The 13,814-nt window shown below is 55.5% G+C and carries 8 protein-coding genes and 1 pseudogene; 4 read left to right on the plus strand and 5 right to left on the minus strand.

Going from position 1 to position 13,814, the window contains the following annotated elements:
• Positions 1-693: 693 nt before the first annotated feature.
• The 5 genes from AMR42_RS00175 to AMR42_RS00200 form a co-directional block, all read right to left on the minus strand.
• Positions 694-1,980, minus strand: coding sequence for a glutamyl-tRNA reductase (locus tag AMR42_RS00175; protein ID WP_099531458.1), 1,287 nt, complete (start codon positions 1,978-1,980; stop codon positions 694-696).
• 467 nt (positions 1,981-2,447) lie between these two features.
• Positions 2,448-3,485, minus strand: a complete 1,038-nt coding sequence (glpX, locus tag AMR42_RS00180; RefSeq protein ID WP_099531459.1) for a class II fructose-bisphosphatase — start codon at positions 3,483-3,485, stop codon at positions 2,448-2,450.
• 338 nt (positions 3,486-3,823) lie between these two features.
• A complete protein-coding gene (locus AMR42_RS00185; protein ID WP_099531460.1) occupies positions 3,824-5,536 on the minus strand; it encodes an iron uptake porin in 1,713 nt (570 codons plus the stop codon).
• Positions 5,537-5,758: 222 nt separating this feature from the next.
• A complete protein-coding gene (locus AMR42_RS20775; RefSeq protein WP_199858031.1) occupies positions 5,759-7,609 on the minus strand; it encodes an HD domain-containing phosphohydrolase in 1,851 nt (616 codons plus the stop codon).
• Between the two features lie 617 nt (positions 7,610-8,226).
• Positions 8,227-8,505 carry a 4a-hydroxytetrahydrobiopterin dehydratase gene (locus AMR42_RS00200; protein ID WP_099531461.1) on the minus strand — a complete coding sequence of 93 codons (279 nt, stop codon included), beginning with the start codon at positions 8,503-8,505 and terminating at the stop codon, positions 8,227-8,229.
• Positions 8,506-9,068: 563 nt separating this feature from the next.
• On the opposite strand from AMR42_RS00200, the gene AMR42_RS00205 reads away from it, so the two are divergent.
• The 4 genes and pseudogenes from AMR42_RS00205 to AMR42_RS19675 all read left to right on the plus strand — a co-directional run.
• Positions 9,069-11,147, plus strand: a complete 2,079-nt coding sequence (locus AMR42_RS00205) for an FAD-dependent oxidoreductase (protein ID WP_099531462.1) — start codon at positions 9,069-9,071, stop codon at positions 11,145-11,147.
• Positions 11,148-11,515: 368 nt separating this feature from the next.
• The gene (locus tag AMR42_RS00210; protein WP_099531463.1) at positions 11,516-12,262 is read left to right on the plus strand and encodes a hypothetical protein; all 747 of its coding nucleotides are present in this window, start codon (positions 11,516-11,518) and stop codon (positions 12,260-12,262) included.
• Between the two features lie 192 nt (positions 12,263-12,454).
• Complete coding sequence (gene larE, locus AMR42_RS00215; protein ID WP_099531464.1) at positions 12,455-13,324, plus strand: ATP-dependent sacrificial sulfur transferase LarE; 870 nt, start codon at positions 12,455-12,457, stop codon at positions 13,322-13,324.
• A 305-nt stretch (positions 13,325-13,629) separates the two neighbouring features.
• Positions 13,630-13,814: pseudogene (locus AMR42_RS19675) on the plus strand (hypothetical protein); the annotation flags it as partial.

A 13,814-nucleotide genomic window follows, 5' to 3' on the forward strand; every position in this document is an offset into this window, starting at 1 on the left:
CTTTGCTGTGACCGCACAGAGGGCATTCCATGGCGTGAACCTTCATCCATCAGTCTCTCTACTCTATCAATCCCACATTAGATTGACGTACGACCGGTTATGTCTAGCCATCTTGCAGGAGCTTCAAAATCATGCACTTTATGAGCGATCTGGGTATTGATCTTATTTCTATGATCCATTACCTGCAATCCCAAACCCTAACTCATGAGGAAATGAGTTGGGTACGGAGCTTGAATATTCAACAAATTGTTGAGTTGGCTTCCCAAAAGGGTTATCACCTTGTGGGTAGTGATTTGATCAATTCTGACCCAATGCAATTGAAATAGCTGTGGGCGATCGTTGTTGGTAATTTCATCGGCGGCTGTATTAGCGATCCCAAGCAACCTCATCTCAAGCGATCTCAATAGACATAGGACTTGGGCGAGGCATCGCGATCGCGCCATCCCTCAGCTCACGGCCGTTCTTGAAAAATGCCTCAACCTGTATCCTTGTTGCGAAATGCTTTAGCCAAGCAATGTCTTGAGCTAAGCAATTCAATAACCAATTCAATAACAACGATCGCACCGCAGCAAGCGTGATCGTTGTTATTGAATCGTCTCAAAAAGAATCGTCTCAAAAACCATCGATTCAGAATGACGGGCGGTTGCTCAAGCCACCCGTCATTTCTAAGGGTCTGGCGGCGACTGAGGCAGCCTAGGCGGCACTGTCGGCGGTTTCTAGATTGAACAGCACTTGCAGGGTTTGCATGGCCTGCTGGCGGGCTTCAATGTCTTGCTGGGCCCGCAGTTGCACCATAGGATCGTGCAGAATTTTGTTGACGATGCCACGGGTGAGGGCTTCGATCGTTTCCTGGTGCTTTTCGGCAAATTCTGACCCCAGGCGAGACAGGGCTTTTTCGAGTTCTTGGGTGCGGATGGTTTCGACTTTGCGGCGCAGGCTGTCGATGGTGGAAACGGTGTCTAGGGATTGCAACCAGGCTTCGAAGGCTTCGGCTTCTTCGTCAAGCAGGGCTTCGGCTTCGATCGCCATTTTGCGGCGGCTTTCGTGGTTTTGGGCCACCACTTCTTTCAAGTCGTCCACGTCAAAGGCTTGCACGCCGGGCAACTCATTCACATCGCTGGCAATGTTTCGGGGCACGGAAATATCAAAGAGCATCAGCGATCGATGCTCGGGCAAGATGGCTTCCAGCTTGGCGCGATCGAGAATGGGTTCCGTGGCGGAGGTGCTGGTGAACACGAGGTCTGAAGCGGCGATCGTGCTCATCATGCTTGGCAGGGGATGCAGATTCAACTTCGCATCCGGAAAACGGCGAGCCAGTTCCTCTGCCCGTTCGAGCGATCGGTTGACGATCGAAATTTGGGTTGCGCCCTTGGACAGCAAATGTTGCACCAGCAGGCGAGACATTTTGCCGGCCCCAACAATGGCCACGCGACAGGGCGACAAATCCGGCACTTTCAGTTGCGCCAATTCCACGGCGGCGGAACTGATGGACACGGCTCCCGTGCCGATGCTGGTTTCAGTGCGGACGCGCTTACCGGCAGTGATTGCCTGTTTCAGCAATCGATTCAAGATGCGGGCAATTCCCTTGTAGTCTTGGCCGAGTTTATAGGCGTTTTTCACCTGCGAGAGGATCTGACCTTCACCGAGCACCAAGCTATCCAAGCCGGCCGCCACCCGCATCAGGTGCATCACCGCATCCTGGCGCAACAGAACAAACAGGTGGTGGCGCAAGGCTTCCAAGGGCAGCTTACTGCGCTCTGCCAAAATTTCAACCACTTCCTGCACGCCGCGATCGACCTCACTCAGAACGCAATAGAGTTCTAGTCGGTTGCAGGTGCTGAGGATCGCCACTTCTTCCACATGGGAGCAACTCCTTAAGCTGGCGATTGCTGCCTCGACCTGTGGTTCGGGAATGCTCAATTTTTCGCGCACTTCAACCGGAGCCGTCTTGTGGCTCAGTCCGATCACAGCAATATTCATATGGCCTCTTGCTAAAACGTACTCAAACGGCGTTGAAAGTTCGACTTTAACGGATTTACCAATCGTCGGGCGATCGGTCTATAGAAACTTTGACACTTGATTGGGCCAAGCTGGGTTTGGATTAGCCAAATTTCAGGGATTTTATGCCAGGGATTTTAAGAAAAGGGGGGAGCGATCGCCAACCGCTGGTTAGCTATACCCCCTGGTTGAGTCATGATCAAACGATTGCTGGGGGAGTTTGGTCTGAGGCTAAGGCTACCGAAACGGCGATCGACTTCGTGAATGCAACAAAACGTCAATTTCTGGTTTTCGGTTAACCATCTTTTGGCCATTGGCATCTGACCAAAACTTGCTGTTGGCAGTCTGAGGCGCGATCGACCCATAGACAGGGCGAGACCTGTAGACATGGCAATGGCTTGCCGCGATCGCCAAAGCGACCTCAGCAAGCCACTACAAACCGTCAGCCCTTACTTCAGTTGCAGAACCGAGGGCTTACCGAATTGGTGAATGGTGTCCACAAAGCGCACCGTGCGGGACTGGCTGGAGATGACCAAGCTTTGAGTCCGCGCACCACCGCCAAAGAAGCGCACGCCTTCCATCAGCACACCGGGGGTGATCCCGCAGGCGGCGAAGAGGACGTTTTCGCCCGAAGCCAACTCGTCAGCGTTGTACACCCGATCGGGATCGGTGATGCCCATGCTGGCCAGGCGCTCCAGGTTTTTCTCCTTGCTTTCGCCAATCAGACCGGTCTTCACGATTTCGGGATCGTAAATCAGTTGGCCTTGGAAGTGACCATCGACGCAGCGCATGGCGGCGGCGGAAATCACACCCTCAGGAGCCGCCCCAATCCCCATCAGGGCATGGACGTTCGTCCCGGAGAAGGCACAGCAGATAGCGGCCGACACGTCGCCATCGCTGATCAACCGAACGCGCGCACCGGCTTCCCGGATTTCAGCAATCAGATCCTTGTGCCGGGGGCGATCCATCACGATCACCACCAACTCCTCGATCGAGCGGTGCAAACATTCCGACAGGATCTTCAGGTTTTCGGTGGCCGACTTGTTAATGTCCACCTTGCCCTTGGCTGCCGGAGGCGCTGCCAACTTCTTCATGTAGAAGTCGGGAGCCGCAAACAGACCGCCCTTATCGGCGATCGCCAACACCGCCATCGAACCATTTTGGCCATAGGCCACCAAGTTCGTACCCTCGCAGGGGTCAACAGCAATGTCAATTTCTACCAACTCGTCAGGGTTGCAGCTCTGGGCACCGTCGGGCGTTGCGCAGATCCCCACTTCTTCACCGATGTAGAGCATAGGCGCATCATCGCGCTCGCCCTCACCAATCACAATGCGGCCGCGCATATGAATCTTATTCATCCGCTCCCGCATGGCTTCCACAGCCACTTCGTCAGCGGTGTTCTTTTCACCTTTGCCCATCCAACGAGCAGACGCAATTGCTGCTTGTTCGACGACCTCAATAATTTCTAAACCGAGGGTAGTTTCCACAAAAATCTCCTTCCCAAGTGCTGGCCAACGAAACCCCAGAGTCGTTCGGGCTTGCTCAGTTAGTCTATCAAAGGGGGGCGATCGCGCCGAACTCTTCTACCAGAACCCGGCTGTAAAGATTTGTGGGAACTGGGATCGCTCCCCGCGGCCTGCCAACAAAGCAAAAGCCCCACCCGTGACAGGTGGGGCTAAAAGGGGGCTGAAATGACTGATTCAACAGAAGGCTGAGCCACCGTCATAGTCCGGGGAGCCGCCCTAAATCCAATCAAAAATTGTAGGTTTAGGGAAACTCACCATCAGCCTCAACAGCGCTAGCGGTTGCGCCAGCGCAAAGCGTTCTAGAACACGAAGGTCGTCCGCAGCGTACCAATCACGACATCATCGTTGTCGTTGTCTTGGTTCGGGTTCATCTGCCAGATCACACCCGGGGTGATCGAGATCCAGTCGTTAACCGCGTACTTGTAGAACACTTCCACTTGCAGCGGGATATCGGTATCCACATCATCGCCATCGATGTTGGTCAGGTAGGGTTGAGCACCCACGAAGATGCCACCCAGGTTCCCTTCCTTACCGAGGTCAGGCAGGGCCAAGCCCAAAGCGTAGTACCAGATGTCGGCATCATCGAAGCGGCCGCCCTTCGAGTCAACACCCGTGTAGCCCACGAAGCCGGTCAGAGCCACCTTGGGGCTGAATTGGTAGTAACCTTGCAGACCAACCGAGTTGGAGGTTACAGCATCCTGTTGGGGCAACACGTTGGCCGCCAGAGTGCCCGTGAAGCCGCTGACGAAACCGGCGTTATCAAAGCCGAACTCGCCTTCGCCAAAGTAGGAGTAGTTATAGGTCAGACCCAAGCCAAAGGTTTTGGCATCGTTCGTGTAGGTCAACTGGGCCATGGCCGAGAATTGACCGTCGAACAGGCCACCTTCGCCCACACCGTCGCCACTGCGGGGGTTAGCCGCTTCACCGGCCAGGTAACCAGCCGACAGTTGCCAGTTTTCGCTGAAGTCGTACTTCACGCCGATCCCAGCACCACCGCCCAGACGGTAGATGGGGCTGCGTTGGGAGAAGGTGGACAGGGAACCACGACCACCGTCGTAGTCTTCGAAGTAGGGGTTCAGGGTGTTGGAGATGTCATCCCACACGCCCGCGTTGGCCATCAGGTAGCCGCGGCCCTTTTCCCCGATCGGGAATTGGTATTGCAGCGTGTCCAAGGTGAACTGGTTACCGGTGTCGCCAAACACTTGGTTGGTCAACACGGTTTCGCCAGCCACGCCGTTGAAGCCCTTGGAGTTACCCACTTGCAAGCGGGTGATCAACAGGTCTTTGCCGCTGAAGCTGGTGTTGAAGTTCAGGCGAACACGGTTTTGGAACACCACTTGGTTGTCGTCACCGTTGTTGCCGCTGAAGGCATCACCCAGATCATCCAGGTTGGCTGAAGTAGCGCCGGCCAGCATCATGATGGCTTCGCCGGTCAGCTTGGTGGTGGTGGAGAATTGGGTTTTCTCCAGGTAAGAAATCCGACCTTCCAAGGTGTCTACGCGACCGCGCAGGGCAGCCAGCTCGGTCTTGAACATGTCCTGCAATTTCTTCAGGACTTCCAGATCGGCCTTGGTGGCGTAGTCAGCCACGTTGGTCACGAGCAGTTCTTGGATTCGATCGAGGCAAGCATTCAAACCAGCCGCAAACTCGTAGCGAGTCATGGCCCGGTTGCCCTTGTAGGTTCCGTCGGGATAACCGGCGATGCAACCGTAGCGCTCAACCAGCGATTGCAGGGCTTGGAAGGCCCAATCGGTGGGTTGCACGTCCGACAGTTGCGACACGGAGGTCACTTGCTCGGCGCTGTTGGCGCGGCGAGCACGGCCCTCGCGGCCATACTGGTTGAGCTGGTCGAGGTTGCTCAGGGTCGAACCGTCGCCAGTCGCTTCCAGAGCGCTCACCGACGGCACGGTGGTTGAAGAAACTTGTTGGGCTGAAGCCGGCGAGGCTGCCACAACCGCAGCGCCCAGGATCGCCGGGCTAGCCAGCAGGGCTTTCCAAATCAACTTTGACATTACGCTCTCCTATCCTCACACCTGTCTGGAAGATGGTCTGAAAAATCGCAGCAAGGCGACTCGGGCCGATTTTTCCATATCACCTTTATAGAGTACCACTGAAAATTAGTGACCGCTGCCGAAAATCCCAATCGGTTTATGGGCGGGCGATCGCAAGATTTTCCGAAGTTTTTAAAGTTTTAAAAAATCTTTTGAGCAGGCTGGGCGGGTTTACTTGCACTTTCAGCTCCAGAACGGGCCGTCTAGCGCCGACTGGGGCCGGAGCAATTGATGGTCAAGTGCATGGCCGATCGCCTGGTAAACCGCTTTTTCCTCAAACAGGCTCACCAGCACCGAATCCAGCCGATTAATTTGGGCCTCTTGCCGCAGGATCGTGAGGGCAGAACTGGTGGAAATTGCCCGCTTGTAGGGGCGATCGGCCGCCGTCAACGCATCGTAAACATCCGCGATCGACATAATGCGCGTTTGAATCGGAATTTCACCCGCCTGCAGTCCCCGGGGGTAACCCGAGCCGTCCAGCTTTTCGTGGTGGCCATAGGCAATTTCTGGCACTTGACGCAGATAGCTCGTCCAGGGAATGCGCTTCAGAAATTGGTACGTGTGGGTCACATGGGACTGAATCGCGTTTCGTTCCGCACTGGTCAACGTACCTCGGGGAACGGTGAGCTGCTCAATTTCCGCCGCCGTCACCAGGGGTTTTTGTTGCCCATCCACATCGCGATAGGTGTAACTCGCCAATTCCTGAAGCTGGGCCAGCGGTTCCGCTTCCAGCACCTGCGGCTCATTGGCTTCTAGGAGTAATGTCCAATATTGATCCAACTCATCCAAGGCCGCCGTTAGCTCCGAGTCCAGGCGATCGAGCGGGTTCACCGCCACCGCATTGGCCATCGTTTTATGAGGGGTCTGGGGGGCCATGGCTGGGGGCACCTTGGCGGCCGCTAGCCCATGGCCGTTCGACTCCGCCAGCTTAGAAACCCCAGGACTAGAAACCCCAGGACTAGAAACCCCATTCGGAGACTCAGGAACCAACGATCGGCTTTGATAAGCCGTTAACAATTCCGGGTGCTCAACCCAATAGCGATACTTCACCTGCAAACAATCCAGTTCCAGCGTCCGCCGAGCCAGGGCAAACCGGTGACGAATCACCTCAAGCTGATCGGGATAAAGCTTTTTCTGTTTCACCAACACCGCTTCGGGCACACAGACCTTACCAAAGTCGTGCAACAGACTGGCGTAGCGAATTTCTTGAATTTGGCGAGGGGTGAAGTAGGTGGCCGCCAAGGGCCCCGTGTGGATTTCGTTCACCACTTCGCACAGGCGCACTGCCAAGGTGGCCACCCGCTCCGAATGGCCGGAGGTGCAAGGATCTCGAGACTCGATCGCCTGAACCGCCGCCCGCACAAACCCCTCAAAGAGAGCTTCGATACTTTCCTGTAGATTGCTGCGCTCGATCGAAATGGCCGCCAAACTAGCCAGGGCCTGCACCACGCGCTCTTCCCATTCCGTATAGGGACGGGTCACCTCCATCGCATTCCAGGGATCCACGATCGCGCGGGGATCGATTTTGCGATTAATCAATTGCAACACCCCGATCGTTTCGCCATTGAGGTTTTGCATGGGCACCACAATCACCGATCGGGTTCGGTAGGAAAAGCCGCTATCGAAGTTGTGATTGAACTGGTAGGGAACCTCCGCTGGCAAACAGTAAGCATCGGGAATGCTCAGACTTTTCCCCGTGAGCGCCACATAGCCCGCCAAGCTGCGTCGGGCCAGGGGCATGGCGAATTCCCGAAACGAGGCATTGGGCTGCGAGGCATTTTGGGCAACTTTGAAAATCAGCTTGGGCGTGTCATCACTGCGATCGATCAAATAGACACTGCCCGCATCACTCCAAGTCAGCTCTCGGCAAGTGGTGAGAATCAGCGCCAACAATTCATCCAGGTCGCTAACCGCCGACAGGGCCGTGGCGATCGCCAGCAACTCTTCCACCAAAGAAGCTTGGCTGGCTGCTTCCTGTAAGAAATCCCGTTCGCCCCAGATAGAAACTGAATTCACCGATTCGCTCGATAGCATAACAGGGTGGGAAGGGAAGCTTAGTTGTTGAAAACGATGCAAAACCCCCTCAGAGACTGGTCATCAATCTGCAATCCAACCTTGCAGTCAAGCCTTGCAGTTAAACACACTTACCAAGATCGTAGGAATAATGCATCAAAGAGTGACGAATGACAGGACTGGCGCTGCTCAACGATTTGGCAGTCATGTCTGAAGTGAAGTGCAGATCATCAGCAGATCATCAATATGAGAATTGCAGTAAAACATGAGAATGAGAATTGCAGTAAAACATGAGAATTGCAGCAAAACAGGATTCGATGAATTGGATAAATAGGCAATTTCAGACAATTTTTCCCCACTTTTCCTGTTTTCAGCCTCTCGCCGGGTTAGCCTCGGCAATTTGTCCTTGCTCCGTTGATCCTTAAGAGGATGGCTGAAAAGCTTAAATGGCTACCTTGTGGGTCTTACCAACCGACAACGACAAGGGACTTAGGGCCTGTCGTCAAATCGCCTGAAACCCTGATTTCACCGTTGGTGGATCGTGGGGGACAAGGGGCTTAAGCCCCTTGTTTACGACAACGATTATTATTTGACCTGTGCCAAGAAATACTTTTCAAACATCCTCTTAGCCTAACTGATTAGCCTAACTGATCAATCTTGGCAGCCAGATCAAAATCCTTAGCCGTCAAGCCCCCTTCATCATGGGTGCTGAGGGTGATCGTCACTTTGTTATAGCTGATTTCCAAATCTGGATGGTGGTTGGCCGCTTCGGCGGGTTCCACAAGCTGATTAACAAAGGCGATCGCTGTGATGAAGTCCGCAAACCGACGACAACAAACGATGGTGCTTCCCTCTAGCGTCCAATTGGCCAGAGCGGTCAAACGGTCTTGAATTTCGGATGCAGTCAGAAGCGCCATATTTTTGATTTCACCCCGCAGTGGTTTTGAAGTGATCTCGAACCCAAGGTTGAGTTGAGGTCTTCAATTAAAGTTACCGGGTCTGTCTTGGGGAAGGAAGATCGATCGCTTGGCGCAGAATTCAAGATTTTCAGCAAAAACACTGAATAAGCGTCAATTTTGGCAATTTTTGGCAATTTGTAAAATCCCGCTTTGGTACAAGATCAAGAGCGCTGAAATTGGCAGATCCACAGCAGATTCACATCGGTGCTGAATCAGTGCTGATCCTGGATTGGTCATTAATTGGTCATTAACTGGTCATCGATTGATCATTGCTCGGGGCTGGGGCGATCGCCCAGGGACGGCCACCACATGATCCCAAGACCTGATGTAGGTGGCAGAACCTCAGGGAATTCGGCACAATCGTAGGCTAGGATTCGCGAGTGGCTGCAAAGAGGGAGCACCAAGCGCCCGCTGCACCACTTGGCCCTGTTGGCAACTCGGAAACCGGTTCCTGAACAAGTTCAAGAGCAAGTTCAGGAATTTGTGCCGTAACTTGTGCCGTTTACTGTCTTCCTTTCCCCATGACTCTTTTTCCCCAGCCGAATTCTGCGGATTCTGGATCAACGGACTCGGCATCAACGGATCCTGCATCAACGGATCCTGCATTAACGTTTTCGCGTCGCACAGCTTTGCAGTTGCTTGGTGTGGGTGCGGTGGGCAGCGCCCTCGGCTACTCGCGGTTCATGAAGCCGGAGCCTAGTCAATATCAACCCGATCGCCTGACATTGCCAACGCGGTTACCGGACGATCGCCCTAAGCGGGTGGCTGTGGTCGGTGGTGGCTTGGCAGGTTTGGCAGCGGCCTATGAATTGAGCCGACGCGGATTTGCGGTGACATTACTGGAGCGATCGCCCCACTTGGGCGGCAAAATCGCCAGTTGGCCCATCACGGTCAATGGTGAATCGCTGATGATGGAGCATGGGTTCCATGGCTTTTTCCCGCAGTACTACAACCTGTGGGCCCTGACGGAAGAAATGAATATTCGTCAGGATTTTCTGTCCCTGGAGCGCTACTCAGTGCTCTACAAGGATGAAACCTACGCGCCGGAAGTGTTTCGCCCCACCCATTCATCCTTCCCTTGGAATATTGTCGATTTGGCCATTTCTTCGCCGAATCGGTTTCGTTGGGGCTTAAATCTCACCAGCCCTGCCCATTGGGCCGTATTTCGGGCCATTACGGGATTTGAACCCACGAAGACCTACGAGGAACTCGATGCGATCGCCGTGACAGACTGGGCGGCCAATGACTTCCCCAAGGGACTATATGACCTGTATTTCCTACCCTTTGGCAAGTCCACGCTCAACTCGCCGGATGTGCTGAGTGCGGGCGAGTTAATGCAGTTTTTCCATTTCTATTTCTTTGGCAATCCGGAGGGGCTAGCCTTTAACGGCACAAAGCAGGACATGGGCCGCACGTTGGTGGAGCCGATGATGCGGGCGATCGAGGCCAACGGGGGCAAAGTCATCGCCAATGCTCAGGTCGATCAGGTGGCGTGGCAGGATCAACAAATCACATCCCTGAGCTATCGCCAAACAGGATCAGCCATTCCAGTTCCGTTCTGGGTCGATCGCCACAGTTCGCTGAACGAAGCCAGTGCCCAAGCCACGTCCCAGCGCCCAGAAACCCAGAAGGTTGCGGCCACCGAGCAGCCGGTCACAGCTCAACCGCTGGCGAATCACCCGGAATATTTTGGGGGCGGCGATGAGGTCTATGCGGTGGCGGAGGGATCGGCGCTGTCGTTAACCTGCACGCACCAGGGCTGTACGGTGGCTCCCCAGGCAGACGGCACGTTCCAATGTCCTTGCCATGGGGCCCGGTTCGATCGCGAGGGCAAGGTGCTTCAGGGGCCCGCCACCAAGCCCCTAGCTCGCTACAACGTGGAGCAGCGATCGGGCGATCGGGTGCAATTGGCGGCCGCAGCGGTCGATCGGACTCCGAGCCAGGTGGTGGAAGCGGACTATTTCGTGTTTGCAGCGGATGTGAAAGGCATTCGCCATCTGTTTGACATTGCCGAAGGAGACGTGGCTGAACCCACCCGATCGCAAGTGGCCCAGCTCACCGTGGCGGATCCCTTTGCGGTGGCTCGCATCTGGTTCGATCGCGACTTTGATTGGGATCAAAGCGAGTTCACCTCCCTCTCGGGCTACCGCCTAACGGACAGCATCACCCGCTATCACAAAATCCAAGAGGACTACAAAGCCTGGGCCGATCGCACAGGGGGCAGCGTGGTTGAACTCCATGCTTACTGCTACAAAGAAGCCGAATTCCCCACCCAAGAAGCCCTGCTCACCACCTTTGAGCAGGAGCTATACGAGTTGGTGCCGGCCCTCAAAGGAGCCACAATTTTGCATCGCGAGCTGGTGAACCAAAAGAATTTCTCTGGCTTCCCCCCCGGCAGTTATTCCCAACGCCCTGCCACGCGATCGGGCGCAAGCAACCTCATGTTTGCGGGCGATTGGGTGAAAATGCCCTTCCCTTGCGGTCTGATGGAACGGGCCATTAGCAGTGGTCTGCTGGCAGCCAATGAAATTTGTCATGAGGAAGGATTACAACGCCGCACCCTGTTGACTGTTCGGCCGGAGGGGGTGCTGCAAATTTAGAGTCCTCAGTTCAGAACCTTTCATGGGTGGCATAGTCTGCCGGGCAACTGGCCCAACCCCCTTAGCCCAGATGGGGGGCTGGCACTCACCCCATGGTGCGCTCAAGGGCAATTCCTATAATCGCGGCAACTGGAGGGACTGACCCCTCAGCCCACATCCATGGAGACCTGTTGAGACCTGGGGAACCCGGTTTTGGCCGCTGGCAACCCATCGCCCACGGTTCAACCCATCACGATCGGGCAAGCGGCTCAACCTATCGCCCAACAAGTCTCCATGATGGGCTGCTCAACAGTTGCTGATCTTGAGTTGCTGATCTTGAGTTGCTTGCCTTGTCGTCTGTTGCCGTTGATTGTGGAGGAGTGTAGACCATGCCTTTGATGTTCGATCCCCTACGGGCTGGCTTGGCCCTGGCGTTCACGATCGGGTTAGGAGCCGTTGGCCAACCGGCCCAAGCAAGCCCCGCTGCTGAGCTGACGGAATTGGCGGCAGACTTGCCCGCCACCGAGCAAGACAGCCGCCAGCCGATCGCCCTTGATCAATTCGGTGCGCCGTCCACTCAGGCCAATCGGTTGCAGGAAGCAGTACCCACCCTCGCCGTTGCCCCTGCTGCTTTGGAAGCCGACTCGCATTTCGATGGTCAGCTTGCTCAACAGCCCGATCGCGCCGCCAATGGCCGCCGCACCAGCAGCAAATTTAGCTACATCGGTATTGGTGGGGCGATCGGCCTGAGCGGCGATGACGATTCCAGCGCCCTGGGTGAAGGCGGCTTTGCCCTTCTGAGCAAAACGGCTTTCAGCGAAAACCTTTCCCTACACAACGCCAGCATTTTGGGCAATGGCGGCACTTCGGTGATTGCCCTAACCGCCGATTTTCCCATTCGCAATCAGGAAACGGGCGACATCTCGATCGTGCCCTTCGTGGGTGGCGGCTTAGCCATCAGTGACCTATTCGGCGATGACACAGACGTGGGCTTCGCGCTCACGGGCGGCATTGATGTCCCCCTCAGCTACCGCTGGACAGCCACCGGACGAGTGGCCGCCGCCTTCTTAGACGACAACACCGATGTGGCCCTCCTGTTGGGTGTGGGCTACACGTTCACGGGCTTTTTCAAATAATGCCCCGTGGCTGATCATGCGCCGTGGTTGATGATGCCCTGTGGCTGATCATGCCCTGTGGCTGAAACCATTCTGAACCCACCCAGGCCCCTATCACCCCAAAGCATCCAAGATTTGGGTGTGCATAGCTGGGAAAGGCCGCGACGGAACTTTTAAACTAGTTCTCTCGCAAGTTCCATGGAGCATGGGTAAATGACGATCACCGCCAAACTGGATCGCCTTCGATCGTTGTTTCAAGAGATGGATCGCGCCCTCATTGCCTACTCCGGTGGCATTGACAGCACCCTCGTCGCAAAGGTGGCCTTTGATGTGCTGGGCGATCGCGCAGTGGCCATCACTGCCGAGTCCCCTTCCCTGTTGCCCGATGATTTGCTGGAGGCCCAAGCCCAAGCGGCGGCCATCGGCATTGCCCATGAAATTGTGCAAACCCATGAACTAAATAACCCCAACTACGCCGCTAACCCCACCAATCGCTGCTATTTCTGCAAGAGCGAACTACACGACACCTTGAAGCCGATCGCGATCGCCCGGGGCTATCCCTACGTGGTGGATGGGGTGAATGCGGATGATCTCCGGGACTACCGACCGGGGATCCAGGCCGCCAAGGAACGAGGTGCGCGATCGCCCCTGGCCGAGCTGGGGATCAGCAAGCTCGAAGTGCGCGAACTCTCGAAGCAATTGGCCTTGCCCTGGTGGGACAAACCGGCCCAGCCCTGCCTGAGTTCCCGCTTTCCCTACGGCGAAACTATCACCCTCGAAAAATTGCAGCGGGTGGGTCGAGCCGAACGCTATCTCCGACAGTTGGGCTATCGCGATTTGCGGGTGCGCTCGGAGGGCGACACGGCCCGCATTGAACTGCCGCCAGCGCTGATTAAGGACTTTGTGGGGGCGATCGACCTGCCCAAACTAGTCCAAGATTTCCAAGAACTGGGGTTTTTGTATGTTTGCCTGGACTTGGAAGGACTCGTGAGCGGCAAGCTCAACCGCGTCTTGAACTGGCCCCAAGGGGCTGCATCGGTTGCCCCGTCAGGCGTTTCCGCCACCGCAGGCCCACAGCCCTAGGCGAATTACAACCGATCGCTGAGGAAAAGTGCAAAATCGAACTACCATTGCACGAGAATGCCCCGCTTGTCGTACCAAAAGCGACAGGTCGATCTAGAATCAGCGTTAGGTTTCTTGGTTAACGATGGGTTAACGTGACCAAAACCCAATGGAGAGCGGTCACGACCTCCATTGCGGCGGTTGTCATAGAATCCTCAGGAATCTGATCTCCGCCAAATTACCCGGATTCCCGATCGCATCGTTTAAGATGACAGTCGGGTTCATTTGACTACCCCATTTTGTGCTGTTGAGGAGTGACAACAAACATGAAATCTACCCTGAAGACTTTGGTTTCCCGCGTTGCCCGTGGTGTTGTGGCTGCAAGCTTGGTTGCCGGTCTGGCAACCGCTTGCGGTGGTGGCGGCGGTGAAGCCCCTGCTAGCCCCGAAGCCAGCCCTGCTGCTAGCCCCGAAGCCAGCCCCGCTGCTAGCCCTGCTGCTAGCCCCGAAGC

The organism is Limnothrix sp. PR1529 (assembly GCF_002742025.1).
In the GTDB taxonomy this organism is placed as follows: Bacteria; Cyanobacteriota; Cyanobacteriia; order CACIAM-69d; family CACIAM-69d; genus CACIAM-69d.